Raw genomic sequence first — 25,650 nt, 5'->3', positions numbered from 1 at the left:
TTATAGGGAGGTATCATGCAAAAAGCTAGTTCTGAGCATGAGTTTATTGAAGAGATAAAAAAATTTCTTTCAGCTGAAAAAAGAGAAATATTAGATTCTATTAAGTCTGTAGAAAATAGCAAAAAGGAAATAATTAATAATGATATGTATCCAAAGGATGTTGTTGATATTGCTTTTGATAATATGGATGGAAATAATCTTGAAGCGTTAGGTTTTGTTGAAAAAAGAAAGTTGAATTTAATAAATCAAGCTCTTTATAGAATTTCTCAAAATTCTTATGGTAAGTGCTTGGCTTGTGAAAAAGAGATTGCTAGAGAGAGACTTTTAGCGATTCCTTATGCTTTTTTATGTATTAGTTGCCAGACAAAAAAAGAAAAAAAGAGCAAAAGATGATACATCTTAAGTTAGTTATTTAATATTGTAATTTCTACTCGTCTATTTTTAGCCTTTAATGGGGACGATTTAGGATATTTTGGTTTTTGAGATCCCCATCCTTTAAATAGTATTTGATCTTTGTTTTTTACTTTCATTTTTATCAAATAATTTCCAATTGTACGAGCTCTTTTTTCAGAGAGCTCGTACATCTCTTCTTCTAATCCAAATTGTTCAGTATGTCCTTCTATTAGAATGTTATTTTTTTTAAATTTTTCAAGAAGTTTAGCTATAAGGTCAAGTTTTTTATATTCTTTTTGTAGTATTTGGAATGAGTCAGGATAAAATTCAATATCGAAGCTTAAATTAATACCTTTATTATTTTTTTCAACGCCAATATCTTTTATTTTTTTTTCTTGAATGTAATTTTCAACTTCAGTTTCAATGAAATTATCATTTGGAAGTTCAATTGAAACTATTCTGCCAAGGGAGTTTCCAATCATTTTAAAATGTTGGTTGTTATTCTGCTTTATTTCAAATATATATTCGTCATTGTATTTATATGTATTACCAATTTCATTGTCAAAATAAATTTTTTGTTCTACTTTTTGATAGAAAGAGATGTTTTTTATATCATATTGTGATTCATAATTCGAAAGAATTATGTGGTAATGTTTACCGTTGTTCTCTTCCTTGCCTTTATATTCGTAGTTAACATTAAATTTTACAACAAAATCTTTTATGCTGTTGTCTATTTTTGACGCTTCTATGTACTCTTCTGCGGGATATGTCCATTTTTCATTTATTTTGATAGGTGTTTTTGGAAATCTTGGAATGCCTCTAACAGAGGGTCTTTTTTGATTTGCTCCTATTATATATTCTCCTTGTTTATTTACACCGAAGGTTTCTTCGAACTCTTCATTTAATAGATAAGGTTCATTAATGTTTTCTCTTTTTAAGATTCTAAAAAAAGCTTTAATGTTTGCAAATTTTTCTTTTGTGTCTTTTATTTCACTTGAAATTTGAATATTTGTTGTAGAACTTGAATTGTAATGGCCGTTGAAATAAACTTTTTGATTATCTTTGCCTTCTAATCTAAACTTTGTACCTTTAATGTATTTGAATTCAAAGATTTCAGAAGACAAAGCTAAGCTTTGGACTAAAAATAATAGCAACAATAGCATGGCTGCTTTTATATTCATTAATAGATTTTATCATAAAAGCATTTAATTTCTAAATTTTTCTTAAAATTGCTATTTGATATTTTGTTCTGATCTAATATTTATTATAATTTATAACACAATAGGCAATTATTTAAATTATTAATTAATAGGGGTTTTTGTATGAAATATAAAAAAATAAGAATTAATTTAAATTTAAAAAGAAAAAGTGGTATTTTGCTTAACATAAGTTCTTTGCCATCTAAATATGGTATTGGAGATTTGGGTAAAGGGGCTTATAAATTTATAGACTTTTTGTTTGCATCTTCGCAAAGCTATTGGCAAATGTTTGCTTATTCTCCTATTGATTTTACAAGATCTCCTCCCTATTCAATTTTTTCGGCTTTTGCTGGCAATGTTTATTATATTGATTTAGAGGCTCTTGACAAATTTATAGATTCAGATTTAAACCTTTTAAAGGAAAATGAAACAAGATACTCTGATTTAAAAAAATTAAGCTTTAAAGATAAATTTCTTAAAGAAGCTGCTTTAAATTTTATTAATAGAGCTTCGGTTGATGAGGTTAGAAGCTTTGAAAAATTTAAAAAAAAGTCTTCTTATTGGCTTTTAGATTTTGCAAGTTTTGTTGCATTTAAAGAATATTTTTTAAAAGATTCAAGGGATGCTTTTAATGTTCTTTTTGATAGAGGAATTCTTATAAGAAATGAAAAAGACTTATTTAAATTGAGAAATATCCTCTCAAAAGAGATTAAAGTGCAAGAGGTGTTGCAGTATTTCTTTTTTTCACAGTTTCAAGCTTTAAAGCGTTATGCAAATGATAAAGGAATTGAGCTAGTTATGAACTTGCCTCTTTTTATAGCGTATGATTCTGCTGATGTTTGGGCGCATCAAAAATATTTTAAGTTAAGATTTGATGCAAGCAAAGATAAGGTTGCAGGAATTTCCCCAGATTATTTTTTAGAGCAAGAGCAAGCTTGGGATAGTCCAGCTTATAGCTGGAATGTTTTAAAGAATGTTAAGTATGAATGGTGGGCAAAAAGGATTGGAATTTTAAGAAAGTATATAGATGTAATTAAAATTGATCATTTCAGAGGTTTTGTTTCTACTTGGGAAGTTGGTGTTGGTGAGGCTTATGCTTTTAATGGGTTGTGGGTAAAGTCACCAGGACGAGATTTTTTTAATTTTATTTTAAATGAAATTAAAGATTTAAAAATTTGGGTTGAAGATTTTGAAAATGATCTTGAAGATGTTTCAAGATTAAGAGATTTTTTTAATTTTCCAGGAATGAGAATAATGAAGCTTGCTTTTGATTTTGATTCGGACAATCAGAATCTTCCTCATAATTATATTAAAAATTGTATAGTTTACACAGGAATTGGCGATAATAGCACAATACGAGAATTTGTTAATTCTTTAGATGATTTGCATAAAAAGTATATTTTTGATTATTTAAATACAAATGAAGATTTTGTTGTTTGGGACATGATAAGAAGTGCTATGAGTAGCGTTTCTGATAGTGTAATAATACCGATGCAAGATTATATTAATTTAGGAAATGAATTCAGGGCAAATATTCCAAAAAACACTTTAAACAATTGGATTTTTAGATTATTAGAAAGTGATTTAGATGCTACTTTGAGCAAAAATATAAGTTTTATTACAAGGCTTTATGGTAGGACTTAAGATTTTTAAGAAAACACTTGTTATAATATTTTTAAATTTAATTGATATTCAATTAGTTAAATAAAAATCATTGTTATTTAATATTTTTTGATTTGCAAGTATTATGTATTAATGTATATGAAAATTTTTATCTATTGGATAGTTATTTTCTTCTTTTTTATTTATAAAGTTTTTAGTATATATTCATTAACTGATGAAGAATTTTTTAAAAAATATAGTTTATTTTTTGTTCATAAAGGATTTTTGAGCAAAAATATTAATGGGAAAATAACTAAAGTTCAAGTTAATGGGATAGATTCCAGGTGGGTTTATCCTTTCCGTAAGCTTGTTCCTAGTCGAATTACCTCGATTTATGAAGATATTTATTCTTCAAGTTCATTTTTAACTACAAGTGATAATCTTTATGTTTCTTATGATTATTCAAAGAATTTTAGAAAATTAGTGGGAATTAATAAATTTAACAGTAGTGCGTATATTACATCGAGCGCCTTTTCTCAAGGAGAGTATAAGCGTATTGCTATTGGAACCGCGATTCATGGCATTTATCTTAGTGTTAATGGAGCTGCTAGTTTTAAAAATTTAAATCATTTAATTCCTCAGATTTATCTGGGTGCAGGGTATTACGACATTATTAGCGCTGTTGAATTTTCAAGAGAAGATACAAATAATTTATATTTTTCTTCTGGAGTTTATGGAGATATTTTTTTAATTAGTCAGGAAAGTGGATTTATTAAAAAAATTTCTTTTCCTTTTAAAAAGCAAATAGTACGTATTTTAGATTTATCTAGCAAGAATGTGAAAAAAATTTTAGTTAGAACATATGATAATCATTTTTATTCTTATTTTAATGAGCAATGGTTATTTATTGGAAAATTATCTTTGCAAGATCAGGATTTTGTTGAAAAATCACAAAGAATGCAGCTTGCTAAAAATAAAGGGTCTATTTATTTAACAGCGCATACATTGAGTAATAACAGGGCAGTTGATGAAAGATTTAAATTTATTAAAGATACAGGCATGAATGCTGTTGTGATTGATTTTAAAGATGATAATGGTAATTTAACTTATTCTAGCAAGCTTTCTTTGCCCAATAGATTAGGATCTATTAAAAACTTAATTGATGTTTCTTATATTCTTAAAAAAGCTAGAGAACTTGGAATTTATGTTATTGCTAGATGTGTTGTATTTAAAGATGCAAAATTGTATTATTATAATAATTTTAAGCATGCTCTTTGGAATAAACGGACGAATAAACCTTGGGCTCATTTTATTAAAAAAGTTGATTCTAGTGGTCTTGTGAAATATATGCAAGTAGAACATTGGGTAGATATTTTTTCTCCTGCCATTTGGGAGTATAATCTTTCTATTGCAAAGGAAATACAATCTTTTGGAGTTGATGAGATACAGTTTGATTATATTAGATTTCCATCAGATGGTCCTATATATTTTGCAACCTCAAAAATGAATAAGTATGAGATGCGCCCCGTTGATGCTCTTGAGTCTTTTTTGATTATGGCAAGAGAACAGCTTTATATTCCTATTTCTGTTGATATTTATGGGTACAATGGTTGGTTTCCTACTAATAGCATTGGGCAAAATATTGCAATGTTGTCAGATTATGTTGACGTCATATCTCCTATGTTTTATCCTTCGCACTATACTAATGATTTTTTGCCAAGCAATTTTTATTATACAAAAAGAGCTTATAAAATTTATAAAGAGGGGAGTGATAGAACATTTATGTTTTCTTTAGATGGGGTTGTCATTAGGCCTTACGTTCAAGCTTTTTTATTGGGAAAAGAAAGGTTTGTGGATGATGAGGTTTATTTAAAGTATTTAAAGTTTCAGCTTAAAGGAGTTAAAGAGTCGCTTGGTAGTGGCTTTAGTCTTTGGAACGCATCTAATGTTTATTATATGGTTAAAGGTAATTTAAAAGAATATTTAAATTCTTTTTAATTGTTCTTTCTTGTAAAGGAGATTTATTTGGAACATTTAATTCATTTTTTTTATGTAGGATTTGGTATTTTTTTATTGTATCTTGGTGGTAATTTACTTTTAAAAAGTTCAGTTAGTATTGCTACTTATTTAAAAGTTCCAACACTTTTAATAGGAGTTACAATAGTATCTTTTTCAACAAGCGCTCCAGAGCTTTTTACAAGCTTAGTGGCGGCTTTTAAGGGTAAAAACGAAATTGTTGTTTCTAATGTTATTGGTAGCAATATTATTAACATGTTACTCGCTCTGCCTTTAGCGGGATTATTTTTAAGGATTAAGGCAGATTTTAAAAGGCTTAAGCTTTCTTTTATGTTTTTGTTTTTATTAATGCTTCTTCTTTTGCTGCTTTCATTTGATTTTAGATCTTACTCTTTTTTTGCAGCACCTTATAATCGTCTTAGCTCATTAAGTATCTTAATTTTGTTTTTATCATATCTTTTATTCTTTTACAAAGAAGAAAAAGCGCATTTCAGCTTGGAAAATCCTTCTCAAGAAGGTGCAAGCAATTTAAATCAGAGTTTAAATTTTATATTTTTTAATACGTTAAGCTTTTTTATTAGCATGTATTTTCTTTATTTGGGATCGAAATTATTGGTGGATGGGGCTCTTTATATTGCCAACAATGTTTTTAATGTTAGTGAAAAGTTGATTGGAATTATAGTTGTAGCTTTCGGGACAAGCGTTCCCGAGCTTGTTGTATCTCTTTTTGCAATAATTAGAAAAGAGTCAGATATTGCGTTTGGAAACATTATTGGTAGTAATATTTTTAATATTGGGTTTATTTTAGCTAGTAGTAGCTTTTTCAAACCTATCTTGTTGCAAGATATTTATATTTTAGATTTTAGTATAATGGTGTTTATAACTTTAGTTTTATTCTTAGTGGTTAAATTTAAAGGGGTTTTTAGCAGAGGTATTTCTTTGATTTTTTTGCTTTTATATGTTTTTTATAATTTAATGTTATTTAACTTTTATTGATTATGTGATCTTAATTTTAGCTTATTAATATATTTTTAATGTAATATGTTTTATTATTTAAATGTAATAAAAGGAACAATATGAAAAAATTACCAGAAATTTTTTATATGAGTGGCAAAGAAGTAGATATTTTGATTTCTCAGCTAGGAATATCTTCTGATACCCAAAAATCAATTTTGAAAACGATTTTGTCTTATAAAAAGGATGCTATAGATTATTTTTCTTTTATAGAAGAACATTCTGTAAGAATACGAGGTTTAAAAGGGGAGCTTGATTTTTTATTTCGCAAACTTTATGAAGTTAAAAGAGGAATAGTTACTAATAAAATAGTAGCGGATGGAGAATTTTTGCCAGATAGCATAATTTTGACCGATGAGGCCAGTTATGATTTTTATTATTATTCTATTGACGATTTATTTTTGAAAACTTATGTAGGAATAGAGCTTTTTAGTTTTTTGCTTACTGTTAAGAATATAGAATCTAGTTTATTGGTTTTCCAGAATGAATTTATAACTATTATAGATTCAGATATTAACTACAAATTTTTTGAAACAAAATCACAATTTAAGGAAATATTAGTTTGGAGATCATTAATAATTCCATCGAGCAGGGCTTTATATTTTATTGAGTTTGTTAAAAAAATATTTTTTAATATTGCTTCTAATAATATTGTAAAAGATGTTTTCGTTAGAATAAAAGGATTAAAGCTTGGTGATTATGAGAGAGCCTTAGAAGAGGGTAAGAATATTATTGGTGCTATTGCTAAAATTCTCTCTGGCATTATTGAAATTAAGGATGAAGTTCTTGGCAAGAAAGGAATCACTTTTTCAAAAAATTATTTTATTTTTTTGGAATTTCTTAATCTTTTTATTAAAAATGAAAAAGACTTAGAAGAGCTTAAGACTGTAGAAGCTATTAAAATTGACGAATCTTTAAAAGCAATTGAAAAGACTTTGGAATTTAAAAAAGGTCCAATTGATAGAGAAGAGTTTTCTAGTATTCTAAAAGTTTATTCTGAAGGTCTTAACGATCCTGAAAATTTTTTATTAGTTGCTAATATGTACTTTTTTGAATCTAAAATTCATGATATTTTGCCAAAAATATTTCAAGTAAAAGAAAATTTTTATTTGTATAAACCTTTTGCATATGAGTTTTTTCTAGAAGAATATGAAAAGGTTTTACAATTTCTTAATAGTGAATTGAGGACCAGTATATTTAAAATTCTTAGTTTTGGGGATGATCCTTCTTCTATTTTTACAGAAGAGGGCTTAGAAGAAGTTATATCTAGATTAGTATCTAGATATATTATGAATGAGTATTGCTTAAAAAATAAAGTCAAATTTCTTGACCTTATTGTTTCTCATTACAGAAGAATTTATAAAACACAAAATGTTCAAGTCCATCTTAAAGATTTGATTAAAGTTGAAGCAGCAAAATATTTTAAGAATAGTAACGAATTACTACCTTTGTATAAAATATATAAACTTGATTTATATTCACTTTTGAATGCTGCTTACAAAGATTTAAGTTTGTTTAAAAGAATTGTTTTGTTTTTGACAGGTAAACATCAAAGCTATAAAGAGGCCTTGTCTAGATTGGATTTTAGAGCTGGTTTAAATAAAAATGGAAGTGGTCTTTTTGATTCAAACGAAAGAGTTAAAAGACAATTGGAAAAAATTAGAAAACAAAGAGAGGAAATAAAAGCGCAAGTTAGAAATTCTTTTCCCAAAAAAGGTGCAACGTCTAAGCAGGCAGTAAATAAGAACTACACAAAACAAGAGCAAGATGAAGCATGGGTCAAATTTAGTGATAGGATACAAAAAAAATAGTCTTTATAAGTTGGTGGATTTATTTATTAAAATAAATCCTTTGGCTTTCTTGCTGTATTTTTTGAAGTTTGACATTCTGCATAATGTCTTATTTTCCCATTTTCAAATTTTGATTTCATTACAATTTTTCCTCCCCATCGGCTTATTAGTTCTTTTGAACCCACTCTTTGAGCGTTTTTAGAAATTTTTGCCATTTTGAAGCTCCTTTTGATAGATTTATTGTATAATAAAATTTATCAAAATAAGGTTGATTTATCAAGGAATTTATTCATGTTATTTATAATATTTTTTATAAGCTCTTCTCTTTTTGCAAAAGAAGTTTACTATAGGTTTGCAGATTATTCTATTAATTACAACATAGTAGGTAAATATAAGATTACAAAAGAAGAGTCTGAGGAAGAGTTTGGATATAAATTTACTTATGATCGCAATAATAATCTTATTTTAGTTGATTATATTGGTAAGCTTAGCATTTTAATGCCTTCTTTTTTTAATGCAAACCAAATTAAAATAGAAAGATCTAAGAACAGCGAAAAGCGCATATTCCTAAATAGGGGACTTGCTTTTAAAAATAATAATGGTGTTTACATTGAGCATATAGAATATATGAATGATGGCAGGATTAAAAATATTTTTAATTATAATAGATCTAATGAAATGGTTAGGGATAGATATGATGTTTCTTATTATCATTTTTTATACGATAATGAGAGAGAGTTTAGTGTTTATAGATTTAATGAATCAGGAATTCAAATTAAAGATTTAAATAATGTGTATTTTACAAAGATTAGTTATGATCATTCCAAGCTTGTTAAAACGGCTTTGTATTACGATGAGAATGGTTATATTGCAAGATCAAAAAACGGTACTTGTGGGTTTAGATTGACTTATGATGCGAATCATAACCTTATTAAAGAGGAATATCTTGATAAATCAGCTTACACTGTTTCAAATCCATTTTCTGTAGCTACTAAAATATATCATTACGATGTTGATGGAAAAGTTATTGAGATTTTAAATTATGATATTAATAACAATTTAACCCCTGATGAAAATAATGTAGCAATTTATCGTTATGAATATTATTTTAAAAATAAAGATTGTTATTATAAAGAATATAATTATGACAATAATAATAATTTAACAATCAGTCAAAATGGTTATGCCATGAAGAAGACTATTTTTTATATCCAAAATAATGAAAAAAGGATAATAAACTATAGTAACAAAATCAATAAAAACTATAATAGAGACATTCCAACTGTTTATGAAGAGAAGTATGAAATAATGGATAATTTTAAAGGCATTGCTATTTATAGTTATAAATATGATGACAAGTTTTATCTAATAGAAAATATTTTTTTTGATAAAAATTTTAATTTAATAGCCGATTTAAAAGGTGTAATGATTTACAGATACTCTTACGACAAAGAAGGATTTTTGATTGCTCAAGAGCATTTTGGCGGTGATTTTATTAATCCAATAGATGATTTTGAAGGAGTTTCAAAGTATAAATTTAGTTACGATTCTAATGGCAATATGATTTCAAAGAAAAATTACTCTAAGGATGGAGCTTTGGTTGCTGATTGTAATTTTGTTTTTGAATATTTATATGAATATGATAAACAAAATAGACTTATTTCTCAAAAAAATTTTGGCAGCTTAGGACAATTGCAGGATGATATTCATGGAGTTAGTGTCTATAAATATGAATACAATAAATTTGGGAAAATATCAAAGCAGTCAAATCATGGTCCAGATTTGAGATTAAGAGATGATGTTGGGGGATTTTCAATTTATAAGTGGATTTATGATACTAGAGGCAATTTAATAGATTTCCAAAAATTTGATTCTTTGGGCAATTTAATCTAAGTATTTTCTTTTCTCATATTTTCCTATATTACATAGTAATTCATAATGACTTCTTTTAGAAAATTTACTCATTTTATCTATACTTAATTTTTCTGATACAATTTCTACTTTTGAACCTATTCTAACTTTTAAGTTTTTAGGAATTTCTACTATTGTTAGGTTCATGCAGACCTTTCCCTTTATTTTACATTTTTGATTGTTTATTAAAAAATAAAAATTATTATTTATATTTTGAGGTATTCCATCAAAATATCCGATTGGAATAATTCCTATTTTCATATCCTCTTTGGCTTGAAATATGCCCGAATATGAAATTTTTTCCCCTTTTTTTACATTTTTGATAAATATTACTTTTGAAAATAAATTTAATACGGGTTTGAAATTTAGGGTAGTTTTTTTGTTTTTTAGTGATTGACAATAACCGTAAAGAATAAGACCCGGTCTTACCATATTAAATTGTGGATTTAGTTTGTAGTTGATAATGTGCCCCGAATTAGAAATATGGATAAATTTTGGATTTATATTTTTTTGTTTAAGTGTTTCCAAAACCAATAAAAATTTTTCTATTTGTTTTTGTGTAGTTTTAAAGTTTTCTGTTGCCGGAAGATGTGAGCAGATCCCTTCTAGTTCTAGAAATTGTGAATTTTGAATATATGTAGCTATTTCAAGGGCACTATCTATTCTTATTCCATATCTATTCATGCCAATATCAATTTTTAAGTGAACTTTTATTTTCTTTTTTTGGAATGCACATTCTTTTTCTATTAAAAATAGATATTCAAAATCTGCAACAAATGGTAATAACTCAAGTTTAATCAAATTTTTAATTTCTTTTTTATCTACTTTAATGTACATCAATATTTTTATATTTTTATCAATTTTTTTAAGTGTTTTAGCATCTTCAATATTAGAAAGTCCAAAATAATTTATTTTTTTTTCTTTAAAAAATTTAAAGATATTTATAAGTCCGTGACCATATGCGTCGCCTTTTAGGGTAGCCACTATTTCTTTTTCACCAATTTTATTTTTAATTAAATTTAAGTTATGTTCTAAATTATTTAAATTTATTATTATTGTTTTGTTACTACTCATTTTTTTATTATCATATATTTAGCTCTCTTAGAGAAGTAAGAATCTTTTTTCTATTGATTTGTGATTTATTCTATAATGGGTATTGGGAATTTTTTTATTTGGGTGCCTTTAAAATGTAATCTCAATTGTTTTTGGAAATCATTATATATTTTAGGGTTAATTCTAATTTCATATATTTTAGTTTCTTTATTTATATTATTTTCTACTGTTATTGCTGCCAAAATATAATACCAGTTGTTATTCTTGTAATATTCTGCAATTGTTTTTGAGAGAGATTCAGTTCTTAATGTACCAAATGAATAAGCATCTTTTGCGAGCTCTTTTTTTGATTGCTGCTTTCCACTGGTGAGGCTGCTTAGATAATTAATAAAATTGCCTTTATCTGGACTTAAAAATTTTAATTTTGTAATTTTATATTTCCTAGAAGCTTCGTTTGATAGGTCAAACGAAATAATAGCAGAAGATCCAATTTTTGAAAATGCATTTATAAATGAATAGCTAACCCCAATGAGTTCTTTTATTGGGGCTCCATTTAAATCTACTAATTCCATGTAAGGCTGGCTAACGGCGATATCAACAGATGCAAGTAAAAAACTTTGTTTTAATTTTTTAATCCTTGGTTTTATATTTTCTTTTACAATATAATTTTCATTTTCGAAGATATTAATTTCGTTTTGAGAAAAAATATTTTTAGCTAGAGAAAGAATTATTACAGTTAAAATAAATTTTTTAATGATCATAAAATATTTCCTTTCGTTTATATTTATATATCTTCAAATAGATCTCCATTTGTCTCTTTTAAGATGGGATTTTCTTTTAATACTTCTTTTACAAAGTCAATAATTAATTTTGAATTAAGAGAAATTTTATAAATTTCAGTCTTTTGAGTAATCTTGTTTTTAACGGTTAAATTTGCAAGCATATAATTCCAATGACCATTTTGATATGTTAATTGAAAAGCTTTTCTAAGTTCTTCGTCCATCAAGATTCCAAATGGGTATGCAGTAACATATCCTTCTTCTTGTGAATTTTCAACAACTAGAAGAGGATTTTTAAGTTCTAGGTTGGAACCAGCTGTTATAAGTTTAATATCCTCAATTTCATATTCTTTATCTCCATTTTCAGTTGTTTCAAAAAGTATTAATAGTGATGTGAAACTACTATATTCATCATTCATTTTTATAGGAGATAGTATATAAGAATATCCAAATTTGTTTTTAAATTCTGGCATTGCTTGTCCATATTCATCTAAGATTGTCATTGCCTTTGTTTTTATCCAAGTTACGTCATGATTTTCATTTACTACTGGCAATTTTTTATTCAAAATTTTGCCTGATAGTAAATGTAATTTTCCATCGTTTAAGGGCAATTTTTCATCGCTTATTTGTTTTCCAATCTCGCCGTCTTGTTGTACAGGTTGTGGCTTTTTAAAAAAAGCGCAACTCAGCATTAACATAAGCACTGCCATTAATTTTAAACGTTTATTTATTCTAAATGTCATTATATCTTCTTCCTTTATACCATTTTATGGTTTTTATTGAGCGGTAATTAAAACCATATTAAATTGTAATAATAATATAGAATACTTATGTCAAAGTCAAGTTGCTTTTTAGTATTTTTATTCTTTAAAAATTATATTTGCAATATTACAATAAAGGTATTTCTGCTGCTAAAAAATGAATTATTCCTATAATGATTGATATAATGCCAATTAACTGTTGATTATTTTCAAGTATTGATTGAAATTTGCCATATTTGTTATTATTTTGAACTTCTGTAGGCAATTTTTGTTTTAAAAACAAGATAAATCCAATTAAAAATAAACTTATAGCTGGAATTAAATTTCCAATTATTGGCAATTTGTAGGGCTTGATTATTTCAAGAGCGCTAGTTATTAAAAATAATAATCCAAAAATGCTTTTTACCTTTTTGTTATCGTTTATTAAATTTACAAAATCTTCAAAAATTTTAAAAAATTTTATTTTTTCTATTAACATTGGGAATGCAAGTATTATTCCTCCCAAGATGTTAAGCAAAACAGATATGAAGTATATTTGCATCATATTTTATCCCCTAGGTTTTATTCTTTTGTTATAAAAAATATTTTTATTACTATTGCTCTTTAGTATTATACTTAATAAACTTTCATTTTGATAGATTATATTAGCATATGTTGTGAAGTTTTTACTGCTTATGTAAAGCATATTGCTTTCAATTAATCTATTGTCCAGATAAATATCTAGCTTGGCTTTTCCTAGGTTGGAGATTTTTTGTGTTTTTATGTTTATTTTTAGCGATAATTTACTTTTATCTTGTTTATAGCTTATTGTCATTTTGATATTGTTTTTATTATTTTCGAGATTTTGAATTCTAGGAATTAGTAAAATTTTAAAAAATAAAAGAATTATAACAAAGATTAATCCAACAATGATATGTTTTTTCATTTTTTTTTGGTATTCAATTTCTAGTTGTTGATTGCAATTAATCTTTTTCATTATATTTGCAAATTTAACCTTTTTATAATTATTATTTTAATAATGTATTTAAATTCCACCAGTAAACACTAACACCAGTTTTCCCTCCGTAAAGTATGCTAAGTATTCCATCTTTAGATAAACTTTCAGAGAGAAATATTAAATTTGGAGGCTCAATTAAAGCTATTTGATTTTTAATTGAGCCTTTATTGTCTAATTTCCATATTAAATTGTTAGATAAATTTTTCATGTTAGTAGATGCTATTATTTTATCTTTTTGTATTTTTATAATATTTATAAAGCTTTCCTGTTTATCATCTAGTAAGTTCTTAGGAAGAGCAATTTTACTTATTACTTCAAATTCTTTGTTTTTTTTAAAACTCATTTTATAGATATATTGATCTTTAATTTTAATTCCAAGATCGTTTATATTTTCATTGTCGCCAATGTTTTCATAGTAGGTGATTTTTACATAAAGAGTTTTTTTGTTAACTTCAAAAAAAACCTTGTCTATTGAGATATTGTATTTTTTCTTTTGATTGTCTATTGTTTTTAGTAGGTTTTCATTGACGTAAATTTTATAAAGCGGAGAAAGTTCTTTATTATAAGAATATATTATATAGCCTTCGCTATATATTGATATTATTGCAATGTTGCCATTTTCATCAACGTTAACATCGTAAATTTGTGGAAATGGCGTTCCGTTTAAACCTTCTTGACCCAAAATTTCTACAGACGAGTTTTTGTTTAGTATTAGTATTCTCATGAAGTATGCAATATTTTCTTTTTGATTAAATTTTGATTTTTTATTATTTAGTTTGTCTGCAACAATAATAAAATCGTTTAGCGGATATATTGCTTCAATTCCTTCAAAATCTATTTTTTTTATTTTTAAATCGGGATTTGTTTTAAATATTCCATTTTGATAAGTTTGTATTAGTTTTCCGTATGAGTTAAAAATCATTAATTTATTTGTTTTTATTTCTGCAATGTAAACTAGTCCATTATACGTTTTGATATCAAATTTTGAATTTGTAAATTTGTTATCCAGGGGCATTATTGCACCAGGAAGTGTTCCAAATGGTATTTTGAATTGCTCTTCTCCTAGTTCGTTTAAAGTTTTAGTATTACATGATATAATTGTAAAAAGTAAGCTTAATGTAAGAGAATTATAGTATTTTTTCATATTTTTATATAATCATTTAAAATGAAAAATGACTTTAAGTCAATTATTTAGGAGAATTAATACCTATCATGTTAAAAGCAGTACTTGAGCCAGCCATTGGCTCAAAAAGTAAAAGAGATTTAAAAGATTATCTTCCAACTTTAAGGAATATTAATAAGCTTGAGCGTTGGGCATTATTGTTAGCGGATGAAGATTTTTCAAAAGAGACTCAAAAGCTTAAATATGAATTAAAATCGGGTAATTCTTTAGAGAATATTTTAGAGCGAGCTTTTACTCTGTCTAGAGAAGCTGCTAGAAGGCGTCTTAAAGAAAGGCCTTATGATGTGCAAATTATTGCGGGGCTTGCTCTTCACGAAGGTAAAATAATAGAGATGAAAACGGGGGAAGGAAAAACTCTTTCGTCAGTTCAGGCAGCTTATTTAAATAGTTTGACAGGAGATGGAGTTATTATTGTTACTGTTAATGACTATCTTGCGGAACGTGATTCTAATTGGATGAAGCCAGTTTTTGATCTTTTGGGTGTTACTGTGGGGGTTGTTCTCTCTAATATGGATTATGAGCGAAGAAAAGATCAATATGCCAAAGATATTACTTATGTTACAAATAATGAACTTGGATTTGATTACTTAAGAGATAATATGCGTTATGACTTAAATGAAAAATGTTTAAGAAAGTTTAATTATTGCATTATTGATGAGATCGATTCTATTTTGATCGATGAGGCAAGAACCCCTCTTATTATTTCAGGGCCTACTGAGGGCAATACCAATGCTTATCTTGAGGTTAATTCTCTTGTGTCGTTTTTAAAAGAGTGTTCTAAAGATTCCAAGTCAGGCGATTATCCTTTAGAAATAGACGATCTTGATGGTGATTATACTATTGATGAAAAAGCAAAAAGAATTTCTTTTACTGCTAAAGGACTTAATAATCTTGAGCAGCTTTTAGTTTCTAAAGGCATTATTAGTGGGTCTCTGTATACTGATTCAAATTTTAATTATGTTCATTATATGACTCAAGCTTTGAAAGCTCATTTGCTTTTTTTTAAAAATAGAGAATATATTGTCGGTGATTCTGGAGTTGAGATTGTAGATGAATTTACTGGTAGAGTTTTAACAGGACGAAGATATTCCGATGGGCTTCATCAAGCTATTGAGGCTAAAGAAGAGGTTAGGGTTGCTAATGAAAATAAGACTATGGCAACCATTACTTTTCAAAATCTCTTTAGAATGTTTGATAAAATTTCTGGTATGACGGGTACAGCTGATACAGAAGCCAAGGAATTTCATAAAATATATAATCTTGATGTAGTTGTGGTTCCAACAAATAGATTGTTAGCACGAATAGATGAAGAGGATACTATTTATTATACGGAAGAATTTAAGTTTCATGCTATTACAGATGAGGTTTATAAAACTTACAAGAAGGGGCAGCCAGTTTTAGTAGGAACTGCTTCTATTGAAAAATCTGAGATTTTATCAGCTATGTTTAAAAATAGAGGTATTAAGCATGAAGTTCTTAATGCAAAAAATCATTCTCGGGAAGCATTTATTATTGCTGAGGCTGGAGCGAAACATGCGGTTACAATAGCAACAAATATGGCTGGTCGTGGTACGGATATTAAACTTGGAGGCAATATTGAGCACAGGGTTAGGAAAAAAATTGGAACTAATGTAAGCCTTGAAGAATTTCAAGAGGCTGTTAAAAATGAAAGAGAAAATTACTTAAAAGACTATAATGAGGTTAAAAGTCTTGGTGGGCTTTATGTTATTGGTAGTGAACGTCACGAATCAAGGCGAATAGACAATCAGCTTCGTGGGCGTAGCGGTAGACAAGGTGATCCTGGACGCTCAAGATTTTATGTGTCGCTTGAGGACGATTTAATGCGTCTTTTTGCTGGAGACAGCCTAAGGTCATTAATGGGTAAGCTTGGAATGGCAACTGGAGAACCTATTACACATTCTCTTTTAACCAAATCTTTGATTAATGCCCAAAAAAGAGTAGAAGACAGAAATTTTGAAATTAGAAAGCATTTATTAGAGTATGACGATGTTATTACAAAGCAGAGAGATTTTATCTATGCTCAGAGAAATTCTATTCTTGAAGATACAGCTATTAAGGATCGTATTCTTATTGCTTTAGAAGAATATCTTAGTTTTTTGCTTGAGGGGACAAAAGGCGGCTCAGTTTCAAGTGTTTTTTTAAATGAAATAAATTTAATTTTTGCCTATATGCTTGAGAGTCTTGGTTCTATTGAAAATATTAATTCCCTTGATTTAAAGGCTAAGCTAATGCAAATAGCAAGGGCAAATTTAGATGAAAAGGAAAATTTGATCGGCAGGGATCTTTTTAATGGATTTTTAAGATATGAATATTTGAAAAATATTGATTTTAAATTTCAAGAGCATCTTGCAAATTTAGACTCTTTAAGAGAGGCTGTTTATCTAAGGTCTTATGCTAATAAAAATCCAATTACAGAGTACAAAGAAGAGGGGTTTTTAATATTTAGCGAGCTTATTAAAGACATTAAAGTTTCTACCATAAGGCGTGTTCTTCAGTTGAAATTGGACAGCAATTCTTCCGATTTTAAGTCAGTAAAGAAGTCTAAAAATGTTAATTCAATTCATAAAGAACTTTCAGGAATTCTTATTAATGAAAATAAAAATGTTTCTAATGTTCAAGTGGTTAGAAGTTCTCCTAAAATAGGCAGAAATGAGCCTTGTTATTGTGGAAGTGGGAAGAAATATAAAAATTGTCATGGCAAAAGTTAGAATAGGAGGTTTTTATGTTTAAACTGCCAGAACTTGGTTATAATTACGATGCTGTTGAGCCTTATATTGATGCTAAAACTATGGAAATTCATCATAGCAAGCACCATAATGGTTTTGTAATGAATTTGAATTCTATTTTTGAAAAAATGGGAAAAAGTTATTTAAAAGACGTGTCAAGCATATTAAAAAATATTCATGATTTTCCAGATGAATTTCAAACCCCAATAAGAAATAATGCTGGGGGCTATTCGAACCACACTTTATATTTTAGAAGTTTGAAACCAGGAAACAAGAGCAATCTTTTAGAAAAGTTTGAAAATGATGTTAATACAGCTTTTGGAAGCCCGGATGTTCTTAAGGCTAGCTTGAAAGATACCGCAATGAAAATTTTTGGAAGTGGTTGGGCATGGTTAGTATTGTGTCCTGATAGTGGGCTTAAAGTGATTTCAATGCCCAATCAGGACAGTCCTTTAATGAAGTCTTATAAGCCGATTTTAGGTATTGATGTTTGGGAACATGCCTATTATCTTAAATATCAAAATAGAAGAATTGAATATGTTGATGCATTTTTAAAGGCTTTAAATTGGGAAGAAGTTTCAAAAATTTACAATGAAGCTAACAATTAGCTTTACTTTATAAAGATAAAATTTTTAATTTTAGAGCCAGTATTTTATTCTAAAATGTTAAGTAATTTATTTTAAATCATTATTAAAGTTTTCTCTTTCTATGTCGTTAAAGTATTCTACCGTTCCGATTTTTAATTCATAAGTTGCCTTTTTGTCAGATACTATGATTGTATTTTTGTGTAATTGAAGCGCGCTAATTGTCCACATATGATTAACACCTTTTTCAATAGCATGCTTTAATGCTCTTGCTTTATTGTGTCCATTTACTATTATTAAAATTTCTTGTGAATCCATAATTGTTCCAACTCCAACAGTTAGAGCACTTTTAGGAACTTTGTTCACATTGCCTTCAAAAAATCTTGAATTAGCAATGATTGTATCTTGAGTTAAAGTTTTAATTCTTGTTCTTGATGTCAAGGAGGAGCCTGGTTCGTTAAAAGCGATGTGTCCATCAGGCCCTATTCCACCCACAAAAAGCATGATTCCCCCAAAAGATTTGATTTTTTTTTCATACTCTTCACATTCTTTTTTAAGATTTAAAGCATTTCCATTTAGTATGTTTATGTTTTCTTTTTTAATATCAATGTGAGAAAAAAAATTTTTCCACATAAACGAATGGTAGCTTTCGGGATGATTTTTTTCAATTCCTATGTATTCATCCATGTTAAAGGTTATGACATTTTGAAATGAAATTTTTTCATCTTTATATAATTTAATTAAATTCTTGTACATGCCGATTGGAGAACTTCCTGTTGGAAGTCCAAGGATAAATGGCTTTTCTCTTGTTGGAGAAAATTCTTTAATTTTTTGTGCTACGTGATTGGCTGCCCACTTCGATATGTCTTCATAAGTAGGTCTGATTATTAATCTCATTGCGATCTCCTTAAAATGGGTTAAAGTTAGAGATTGTTAAAAATTATTTTAGATTCTATCATTGTTAATTTTAAATTGAAATCTTTATCTAAGACATTGATGTTTGCATCATATCCATGGCATATTAATCCCTTTTTATCAATATTAAGAATTCTTGTTGGATTGTAAGAGCTTGCTTGAACAGCATCACTTAAACTGTAGCCGAATTCTACTAAATTTTTAAGACCTTGTATCATTGTAAGCGTTGATCCAGCTATTGTGTTGCTTTTCACACTGTGGAATAAGCCATCCTCTGCAATATAAACTTCATCTCCGTTTGCAATTAGTTTTCCAGAAGTTTGAAAATTTGGAGTAAGTCCGTCAGTTACAAGGACTATTTTACTTATATCTTTAAGCTTTCTCATCATTAAAACTAATTTTGGGTGTATATGATGACCATCTGCAATAATTTCACAAGAAACATCACCATGTATTAATACTGCTCCTATTGCATTTGGATTTCTGTGGTCAAGTTTTGACATTGCGTTGAAAAAATGGGTCGTATGAAGTATTCCAACTTGAAATCCTTCGATCATATTTTCATATGTTGCGTTTGTGTGTCCTGCTTGAAGGTTTATATTGTTTTCAAGGCAAAACATTGCAAGTTCTCTCATTCCTTTAAGCTCGGGAGCAACAGTCATTGTGCTTATATGTGTTTTTTTTTGGCCGTTTGATCCTGTAAATATTCCACCAGCTGCATCTATTAGTTTTTGCATAACTTTAATGCTCGGTTCGTGAAGATAAGAAACAGGGTGTGCGCCTCTTTTTTCAGGGGAGAAAAATGGCCCTTCAAGGTGAAGTCCTAAAATTTTAGCACCCTTTTCCTTGCCAATTGCTGCTGTACAAGCTTTTATTGTTTGAATCATTTCATCTATTGGTCTTGGATAAAGAGTTGGTAAAAATCCTACGACACCGTATTGTGCCAAATGCTCTGACATTTTAAGTATTGATTCTGTTGAGCACTGGTCTGTCCCATAACCGTGAAATCCATGAATATGGCTGTCGTAAAGTCCAGGAGTTATATAGTTGCATTTTGCATCAATCATTTGATATTCCCTGAGATCCATTTTTTTAAGTCTATCAGATGTTACAATATCAAAAATTTCATTATCTTTAATAAGGACCGCTGAATTATCTAGTTTGTCGTTTCCAGTTAAAACGGATTTTGAGTTGAATAAGCAAAAATTTGGCATTTTCATATTCCTTTTAATTTATTTTACTATAAACATTAACCTTTTTTAAAGTTTTTGCTTTTTTATATTTTTCTATTTTTAAGCTCTTTGATGCTTAAAGTTTATGTTTTTAAATTTATATTTTATTTTCAATTTTATTAATGATATAATGTGCTCTGGAGGATGTCATTATGGCATCAGGATTTTTTGTTCCTGGACTTGAGAGTAAATATAATACTAAAGAAATTCGTGAATCTATGCTTAAGCCCGATAGAGCTAAAATTGATTCTTCTTTTAAGAAACTTGAATCTTTAGAACAAGAAAAAAGCGCTTGGCAGTTAATTAATAGAAAAATCTCTGCTTTAAATTCTCTTGCAAAAGAAATTACGTCACTTAACAGTCCTTTTAATCTAATGTCAGGGAATTCTAGTAATAGCGAAGTTTTAACCTTGTCTACTCGGTATGGATCCAAGAATGAGACTCATAAATTAATTGTTGATCAAATAGCGTCAGCTGATGTGTTTTTATCTTCAAATTTTGATCCTAAAAAAGTTACAATCCCAGAAGGAGATTATATATTTTTAGTTGGGAAGAAGGAAATTAATGTAAAAAGTAATGGCAACATTGATTTGCTTGTTAAGGATATTAATAACAAGGGAAAGGGCTTTTTATCTGCAAAAATAGTAAAAAGTGATAAAAATGGGAATAGTCGTTTTATTTTGCAGTCCTTAAAGGAAGGCAAAGAGAATAAACTTGTTATCAAAGGGGAAGGATTGTCTTTTGCTAAGCAAATTGGCATTTTAAGTGAACTTAAAACTAATTTTAATCCTACCTTTTCAGATATTGTTGTAAATCAATCTAGTAGTAATAATAGACTTGTTTTTGAAAACAATAGCCTTGTTTTAAATCCGCTTTCAGAGGTGTCGATTGAAATTCCTGAAGATATTGAAATTACATCTAGGAGTAAAATTAAATTTAAAGTCAAGTATTTTGATACAGGTTTAGAAGAGCCTGACAGTAAGATTATTTTTAATCCCGGAGAAGCTACATTTAAGGATGCAAAAGTTGACAGTGAATATAGTGTAGTTGATCTTGGATCTGATTTAAAAACTCCTTTGGAAAAAAAATATATTCAAATGAATATGGTTAAAATATGCAATATAGAGGGTTCTCTAGAGCTTCCTTCAATAAATATTTCAAATAACTTTGAAGAAGTTGAAGCTGATGTTGGAGCTTTTTCTAATTTACAAGAAATAAATATTGAAATTACAGCAAATAATAAAGTAATTGTGATTAGCAATGTCGAAGTTTTTGATCCCAAAAATAGAGATGGCCATTTACCAATAAATGCTAAAAGTTTTGCCGAGAATGCAAAAATTATATTTGATGGAGTACATGTTGAGAGAGATTTAAATGTTATTAATGATTTAATTCCAAATGTGACATTAAGTTTAAAAAAAGCTTCAAGTGATATGGTTGAGGCTAAAGTTGAACCTGATTACGAGGGAATTAAGAGAGTCCTTTTAGATTTTATTGGTGCTTATAATGAGGTTATTGCTGAGATTAATATTGTAAGTTCCAATGAAGATCAACTTGGAAATCAAAAGTCCAATATAGTTGAAGAGCTGACTTATCTTAGTGAATCTCAAAAAGAAGAGGCTTATAAAAATTTAGGTGTTCTAAGGTCTGAATTTTTATTGAAAAATCTTAAATCTAGACTAGAATCAATAATTTTTAAGCCTTATGTTACTAGTGATCCTAATTTTTCAATAATTAATCAGATGGGAGTGTTTACCAACTCTATTTCTTCTTCTGGGGGACTTTCCAGATATTTGAGACTTGATGAGAAAAAGTTTGATGAATCGATTCGCAACAACATTGATAATGTTAGAGAACTTTTTTTATTTGACCTTAATGGCGACAGAGTCTATGATAATGGGATTGCCAAAATGCTAGGAGATTGTTTAGCGCCTCTTGTGACTTCTGGAGGAGTTATTTATAATAAAATAAAAAATTACGATCTTAAAATTGTTAATCAAAAAAATAAAGTTGAAGATTATAAAAAAAAGTACGATGATAGAGAGAGAAAAGTAGAAGGCGAGCTTAATATCTTAGATTTTACCGTTAAGCGAATGAAAGATCAGGAAAATACATTAAAGGCTTTTGATTTTAATCAAAGAAATAGATAATAACAATTATTTTTAATGCTATTGTTATCTGCGTTTCTTTTTTTTAATTTTTTGTGCTATTCTTTTTAACAGGTAAAAGGATTTGCCAAAAATAAATAATTAAACTTTATCATGGAGGAATGATATATGATTATAAATCATAATACATCAGCTATTAATGCTTCAAGAAATAATAGTATTAATGCTGCTAATCTTAGTAAAACTCAAGAGAAGCTTTCTAGTGGTTACAGAATTAATAGAGCTTCTGATGATGCTGCTGGTATGGGGGTTTCTGGGAAGATTAATGCTCAAATAAGAGGTTTATCACAAGCTTCTAGAAACACTTCAAAAGCTATTAATTTTATTCAGACAACAGAGGGAAATTTGAATGAAGTAGAAAAAGTTTTAGTAAGAATGAAAGAATTAGCAGTTCAATCAGGTAACGGTACATATTCAGACGCAGACAGAGGTTCTATACAAATTGAAATAGAGCAACTTACAGACGAAATTAATAGAATTGCTGATCAAGCTCAATATAACCAAATGCACATGTTATCAAACAAATCTGCTTCCCAGAATGTAAGAACAGCTGAAGAACTTGGAATGCAACCTGCAAAAATCAACACACCAGCGTCACTTTCAGGATCTCAAGCTTCTTGGACCTTAAGAGTTCATGTAGGAGCAAATCAAGATGAAGCGATTGCTGTAAATATTTATGCTGCTAATGTTGCAAATCTATTCTCTGGCGAAGGATCTCAGGCTGCTCAGACTGCACCTGTTCAAGAAGGTGCTCAACAAGAAGGAGCTCAACAGCCAGCACCTGCTACAGCGCCTTCTCAGGGTGGAGTTAATTCTCCTGTTAATGTTACAACTACAGTTGACGCTAATACATCTCTTGCTAAAATAGAAAATGCTATTAGAATGATAAGTGATCAAAGAGCAAATTTAGGTGCTTTCCAAAATAGACTTGAGTCTATAAAGGATAGTACTGAGTATGCTATTGAAAACCTAAAAGCATCTTATGCTCAAATAAAAGATGCTACAATGACAGATGAGGTTGTAGCATCTACAACTAATAGTATTTTGACACAATCTGCAATGGCAATGATTGCGCAAGCTAATCAAGTTCCCCAATATGTTTTGTCATTACTTAGATAAAATTTTGATTTAATTAGTAAAAATTATTAACAAAAGATCCTTGTAAAGGATCTTTTGTTTTTTATTTAGGATCGGCAAAAATTTAATAATTTTAGTATAATTTATGATAATGTGTTATTAAGTATAATGCAGGCTTATTGAGGAGTTTGCTTTGAGTAGGGTTACTGTTAAAATTAAAGATTGTTATAAAGTATTTTCTTATTATGTTGGCAAAAAGCAGATAATTCAAGCTATAAAAGATTATGAAGATGGTAAAGATAGAATGCAAATTTACAAAGAATCTTCTATTTTTATTGCAAATGCCAATATTAATCTTGATGTTTATGAAAATGAAATTTTAGTTATTATGGGAATGTCAGGTTGTGGCAAGTCTACTTTAGTTAGGTGCTTAAATGGTATTTACAAAATAGATTCAGGATCTATTTTGGTAAATAACATGGAAATGAATGCTATAAATCGCAAAGATCTTTCTAATTTAAGAAAAGATAAATTTGCAATGGTTTTTCAAAACTTTGGACTTTTTCCTCATATGAATGTATTGAGAAACGTTACTTATGGACTTGAGGTCAAGCATATCCCTAGGAAGATTAGAGAAGAACGTGCTATTGAGGTATTAAATCTTGTAGGACTTGAAGATTCAAAGTATAAGTATATTAATGAACTTTCTGGAGGGATGAAACAAAGAGTAGGAATAGCAAGGGCATTAGTAGTTAATCCTGATATTCTTTTAATGGATGAAGCTTTTTCGGCGCTTGATCCTTTAATTAAAGGAGAAATGCAGGAAGAACTTTTAAGGTTAGTAGCTAAACTTAAAAAAACAGTTGTGTTTATTACCCACGATTTAATTGAAGCTTTTAAATTGGGACACAGAATTGCTTTCATGAGAGATGGAAAAATTATTCAAGTTGGTAAACCTTTGGAAATTTTAGCTAATCCTAGTACAGATTTTATATCTCATTTTATTAAAAATTTACCTGTTTTAAATATTTTAAAAATAAAAGATATTTTAAAAGATGATTTTGATTTAAACTCTGGCAGTGATAATGGTTTAAATGTTGTTATTAAGTATCAAGGTGAAAATTTTAGTTTATATGATAAAGTTCTTAATAAAAAATATGAAAATCTTGTGTCATTAGATTTAGAGCTAAATGACGAGATAAAAAAAATTGTTGAATACTTGAATAAGCAAGACTATTTAATAATAAAAGAAAAGGGAGCTATTGTCGGATATATTAATTTAAATGAAATTTCCGATTTATTGTCAAGATAGGAATTTATGAGTAAAGATTTTTTTATATTAAAAATAGATAATTTTTTTGATTTTTTGGTTGATAATTTTTCAACTTCTGATGGGGTAGGGTTTTCTAAAAGTATAATTTTTTTATATGAAAGTTTAAAAAATTTATTTCTTTTTGTTAATCCCATTATTTTTATTTTGACTGCATGTTTACTAAGTTTGGTTTTCTTGAAAAAGAGATTAGTATTTTTAATTTTGCCCGGATTCTTTTTTATTTTGTATTTTGATCTTTGGGAAGCTTCAATGGATACAATAGCTATTATATTTGTTTCTGTATTTGTTTCTGTTATTTTGGGAATTCCTATAGGTATTTTGGGGGGATATTTTCCAAGATTTTATGTTTTTTTAAAACCCATTCTAGACTTAATGCAAGCCATGCCCCCGTTTATTTACTTGATTCCCGCCATACCTTTTTTTGGAATGGGTACAGCTTCTGCTATTTTTGCTACAATAATTTTTGCCATGCCTCCTGTTATTAGATATACAAGGCTAGGGATTGTTCAAGTTTCAGATGAAGTAATAGAAGCTGCCAAGTCTTTTGGCAGTAGCAATTTGCGCATTCTTTTGCAGGTTCAGCTCCCTCTTTCTCTTCAGAGTATAATCGAGGGCATTAATCAGTCAATAATGATGGCGATATCTATGATAGTAATTGCTGCAATGGTTGGATCGTCTGGTTTAGGCAGGACTGTAATTTATTCCATAGAAAGATTAAATTTTGGTGAGGGCTTAATATCTGGATTAGCAGTTGTTATTATAGCTATTATTTTAGACAGGGTTATGCAATCTATTTTTATTAAATTTAGCTATTTAAATACAGATCATTATGGTGGAAAGAAAGAAAATAAATTTAAAAGATTTTTAGAAATATATAATAAATAAATGGGGGGTAT

Annotated in this window: 22 protein-coding genes; 12 read left to right on the top strand and 10 right to left on the bottom strand. The window is 28.2% G+C overall.

Annotation, left to right across the window (positions count from 1 at the left end):
* Nucleotides 1-15: 15 nt before the first annotated feature.
* Nucleotides 16-393, top strand: a complete 378-nt coding sequence (locus tag BG_RS00805; protein ID WP_011193518.1) for a TraR/DksA family transcriptional regulator — start codon at nucleotides 16-18, stop codon at nucleotides 391-393.
* A gap of 11 nt (nucleotides 394-404) precedes the next feature.
* Here the strand turns inward: BG_RS00805 and BG_RS00800 are convergent, their stop codons facing one another.
* On the bottom strand, nucleotides 405-1,574 hold the full coding sequence (locus BG_RS00800) for an OmpA family protein (RefSeq protein WP_011193516.1): 1,170 nt from the start codon (nucleotides 1,572-1,574) through the stop codon (nucleotides 405-407).
* 141 nt (nucleotides 1,575-1,715) lie between these two features.
* Here BG_RS00800 and malQ point away from each other — a divergent pair, with 141 nt between their 5' ends.
* From malQ to BG_RS00780, 4 genes are all read left to right on the top strand, one after another.
* Nucleotides 1,716-3,236, top strand: coding sequence for a 4-alpha-glucanotransferase (malQ, locus tag BG_RS00795; protein WP_011193515.1), 1,521 nt, complete (start codon nucleotides 1,716-1,718; stop codon nucleotides 3,234-3,236).
* 111 nt (nucleotides 3,237-3,347) lie between these two features.
* A complete protein-coding gene (locus tag BG_RS00790; RefSeq protein WP_011193514.1) occupies nucleotides 3,348-5,192 on the top strand; it encodes a putative glycoside hydrolase in 1,845 nt (614 codons plus the stop codon).
* 27 nt (nucleotides 5,193-5,219) lie between these two features.
* Nucleotides 5,220-6,206 (top strand): calcium/sodium antiporter, encoded by a 987-nt coding sequence (locus BG_RS00785; RefSeq protein WP_011193513.1) that lies wholly within the window; start codon nucleotides 5,220-5,222, stop codon nucleotides 6,204-6,206.
* 80 nt (nucleotides 6,207-6,286) lie between these two features.
* Nucleotides 6,287-8,035, top strand: coding sequence for a hypothetical protein (locus BG_RS00780; RefSeq protein WP_011193512.1), 1,749 nt, complete (start codon nucleotides 6,287-6,289; stop codon nucleotides 8,033-8,035).
* Nucleotides 8,036-8,061: 26 nt separating this feature from the next.
* Here BG_RS00780 and BG_RS04780 read toward each other — a convergent pair whose 3' ends face one another.
* Nucleotides 8,062-8,229, bottom strand: coding sequence for a hypothetical protein (locus BG_RS04780; protein WP_011193511.1), 168 nt, complete (start codon nucleotides 8,227-8,229; stop codon nucleotides 8,062-8,064).
* Between the two features lie 76 nt (nucleotides 8,230-8,305).
* On the opposite strand from BG_RS04780, the gene BG_RS00775 reads away from it, so the two are divergent.
* On the top strand, nucleotides 8,306-9,907 hold the full coding sequence (locus BG_RS00775) for a hypothetical protein (protein ID WP_011193510.1): 1,602 nt from the start codon (nucleotides 8,306-8,308) through the stop codon (nucleotides 9,905-9,907).
* Here BG_RS00775 and alr read toward each other — a convergent pair.
* From alr to BG_RS00745, 6 genes are all read right to left on the bottom strand, one after another.
* Nucleotides 9,899-11,017: an alanine racemase gene (alr, locus tag BG_RS00770; protein ID WP_095205636.1), complete on the bottom strand. Its 1,119-nt coding sequence runs from the start codon at nucleotides 11,015-11,017 to the stop codon at nucleotides 9,899-9,901. The genes BG_RS00775 and alr overlap by 9 nt on opposite strands.
* 47 nt (nucleotides 11,018-11,064) lie before the next feature.
* Nucleotides 11,065-11,739, bottom strand: coding sequence for a S2/P23 family protein (locus BG_RS00765; RefSeq protein WP_011193508.1), 675 nt, complete (start codon nucleotides 11,737-11,739; stop codon nucleotides 11,065-11,067).
* A 23-nt stretch (nucleotides 11,740-11,762) separates the two neighbouring features.
* Nucleotides 11,763-12,500, bottom strand: coding sequence for a S2/P23 family protein (locus BG_RS00760; RefSeq protein WP_011193507.1), 738 nt, complete (start codon nucleotides 12,498-12,500; stop codon nucleotides 11,763-11,765).
* Nucleotides 12,501-12,645: 145 nt separating this feature from the next.
* Nucleotides 12,646-13,062 carry a hypothetical protein gene (locus tag BG_RS00755; protein WP_011193506.1) on the bottom strand — a complete coding sequence of 139 codons (417 nt, stop codon included), beginning with the start codon at nucleotides 13,060-13,062 and terminating at the stop codon, nucleotides 12,646-12,648.
* Nucleotides 13,063-13,065: 3 nt separating this feature from the next.
* Nucleotides 13,066-13,494, bottom strand: coding sequence for a hypothetical protein (locus BG_RS00750; protein ID WP_011193505.1), 429 nt, complete (start codon nucleotides 13,492-13,494; stop codon nucleotides 13,066-13,068).
* 31 nt (nucleotides 13,495-13,525) lie between these two features.
* Nucleotides 13,526-14,659, bottom strand: coding sequence for an LIC_12708 family protein (locus tag BG_RS00745; protein WP_011193504.1), 1,134 nt, complete (start codon nucleotides 14,657-14,659; stop codon nucleotides 13,526-13,528).
* Between the two features lie 68 nt (nucleotides 14,660-14,727).
* On the opposite strand from BG_RS00745, the gene secA reads away from it, so the two are divergent.
* Both secA and BG_RS00735 read left to right on the top strand, forming a co-directional pair.
* Entirely contained in the window at nucleotides 14,728-17,427 is a 2,700-nt protein-coding gene (gene secA / locus BG_RS00740) for a preprotein translocase subunit SecA (protein ID WP_011193503.1), read from the top strand.
* 14 nt (nucleotides 17,428-17,441) lie between these two features.
* Nucleotides 17,442-18,053 carry a superoxide dismutase gene (locus BG_RS00735; RefSeq protein WP_011193502.1) on the top strand — a complete coding sequence of 204 codons (612 nt, stop codon included), beginning with the start codon at nucleotides 17,442-17,444 and terminating at the stop codon, nucleotides 18,051-18,053.
* Between the two features lie 66 nt (nucleotides 18,054-18,119).
* On the opposite strand, the gene nagB is transcribed toward BG_RS00735, so the two are convergent.
* Nucleotides 18,120-18,926: a glucosamine-6-phosphate deaminase gene (gene nagB / locus BG_RS00730; RefSeq protein WP_011193501.1), complete on the bottom strand. Its 807-nt coding sequence runs from the start codon at nucleotides 18,924-18,926 to the stop codon at nucleotides 18,120-18,122.
* 26 nt (nucleotides 18,927-18,952) lie between these two features.
* Entirely contained in the window at nucleotides 18,953-20,158 is a 1,206-nt protein-coding gene (nagA, locus tag BG_RS00725) for an N-acetylglucosamine-6-phosphate deacetylase (protein ID WP_011193500.1), read from the bottom strand.
* Nucleotides 20,159-20,328: 170 nt separating this feature from the next.
* On the opposite strand from nagA, the gene fliD reads away from it, so the two are divergent.
* The 4 genes from fliD (at nucleotide 20,329) to BG_RS00705 (ending at nucleotide 25,639) form a co-directional block, all read left to right on the top strand.
* Nucleotides 20,329-22,326: a flagellar filament capping protein FliD gene (fliD, locus tag BG_RS00720; protein WP_011193499.1), complete on the top strand. Its 1,998-nt coding sequence runs from the start codon at nucleotides 20,329-20,331 to the stop codon at nucleotides 22,324-22,326.
* A 126-nt stretch (nucleotides 22,327-22,452) separates the two neighbouring features.
* Nucleotides 22,453-23,463, top strand: a complete 1,011-nt coding sequence (gene flaB, locus BG_RS00715; RefSeq protein WP_011193498.1) for a flagellin FlaB — start codon at nucleotides 22,453-22,455, stop codon at nucleotides 23,461-23,463.
* A 151-nt stretch (nucleotides 23,464-23,614) separates the two neighbouring features.
* Nucleotides 23,615-24,733 (top strand): glycine betaine/L-proline ABC transporter ATP-binding protein, encoded by a 1,119-nt coding sequence (locus BG_RS00710; protein ID WP_011193497.1) that lies wholly within the window; start codon nucleotides 23,615-23,617, stop codon nucleotides 24,731-24,733.
* A gap of 6 nt (nucleotides 24,734-24,739) precedes the next feature.
* Nucleotides 24,740-25,639 carry an ABC transporter permease gene (locus BG_RS00705; protein ID WP_011193496.1) on the top strand — a complete coding sequence of 300 codons (900 nt, stop codon included), beginning with the start codon at nucleotides 24,740-24,742 and terminating at the stop codon, nucleotides 25,637-25,639.
* Nucleotides 25,640-25,650 lie beyond the last annotated feature (11 nt).

This window comes from Borreliella bavariensis PBi (assembly GCF_000196215.1).
In the GTDB taxonomy this organism is placed as follows: Bacteria; Spirochaetota; Spirochaetia; order Borreliales; family Borreliaceae; genus Borreliella; species Borreliella garinii.
The sequence above is the reverse complement of the archived record's forward strand: the minus strand, read 5'-3'. Positions and strand labels throughout refer to the sequence as shown.

Bases quoted from the DNA above. Each gene is read 5' to 3' on its own strand.
- BG_RS00805 (WP_011193518.1), top strand. From the start codon at position 16: ATGCAAAAAGCTAGTTCTGAGCATGAGTTTATTGAAGAGATAAAAAAA.
- BG_RS00800 (WP_011193516.1), bottom strand. From the start codon at position 1,574: ATGAATATAAAAGCAGCCATGCTATTGTTGCTATTATTTTTAGTCCAA.
- malQ (WP_011193515.1), top strand. From the start codon at position 1,716: ATGAAATATAAAAAAATAAGAATTAATTTAAATTTAAAAAGAAAAAGT.
- BG_RS00790 (WP_011193514.1), top strand. From the start codon at position 3,348: ATGTATATGAAAATTTTTATCTATTGGATAGTTATTTTCTTCTTTTTT.
- BG_RS00780 (WP_011193512.1), top strand. From the start codon at position 6,287: ATGAAAAAATTACCAGAAATTTTTTATATGAGTGGCAAAGAAGTAGAT.
- BG_RS04780 (WP_011193511.1), bottom strand. From the start codon at position 8,229: ATGGCAAAAATTTCTAAAAACGCTCAAAGAGTGGGTTCAAAAGAACTA.
- BG_RS00775 (WP_011193510.1), top strand. From the start codon at position 8,306: ATGTTATTTATAATATTTTTTATAAGCTCTTCTCTTTTTGCAAAAGAA.
- BG_RS00765 (WP_011193508.1), bottom strand. From the start codon at position 11,739: ATGATCATTAAAAAATTTATTTTAACTGTAATAATTCTTTCTCTAGCT.
- BG_RS00760 (WP_011193507.1), bottom strand. From the start codon at position 12,500: ATGACATTTAGAATAAATAAACGTTTAAAATTAATGGCAGTGCTTATG.
- BG_RS00755 (WP_011193506.1), bottom strand. From the start codon at position 13,062: ATGATGCAAATATACTTCATATCTGTTTTGCTTAACATCTTGGGAGGA.
- BG_RS00750 (WP_011193505.1), bottom strand. From the start codon at position 13,494: ATGAAAAAGATTAATTGCAATCAACAACTAGAAATTGAATACCAAAAA.
- BG_RS00745 (WP_011193504.1), bottom strand. From the start codon at position 14,659: ATGAAAAAATACTATAATTCTCTTACATTAAGCTTACTTTTTACAATT.
- secA (WP_011193503.1), top strand. From the start codon at position 14,728: ATGTTAAAAGCAGTACTTGAGCCAGCCATTGGCTCAAAAAGTAAAAGA.
- BG_RS00735 (WP_011193502.1), top strand. From the start codon at position 17,442: ATGTTTAAACTGCCAGAACTTGGTTATAATTACGATGCTGTTGAGCCT.
- nagB (WP_011193501.1), bottom strand. From the start codon at position 18,926: ATGAGATTAATAATCAGACCTACTTATGAAGACATATCGAAGTGGGCA.
- nagA (WP_011193500.1), bottom strand. From the start codon at position 20,158: ATGCCAAATTTTTGCTTATTCAACTCAAAATCCGTTTTAACTGGAAAC.
- fliD (WP_011193499.1), top strand. From the start codon at position 20,329: ATGGCATCAGGATTTTTTGTTCCTGGACTTGAGAGTAAATATAATACT.
- flaB (WP_011193498.1), top strand. From the start codon at position 22,453: ATGATTATAAATCATAATACATCAGCTATTAATGCTTCAAGAAATAAT.
- BG_RS00705 (WP_011193496.1), top strand. From the start codon at position 24,740: ATGAGTAAAGATTTTTTTATATTAAAAATAGATAATTTTTTTGATTTT.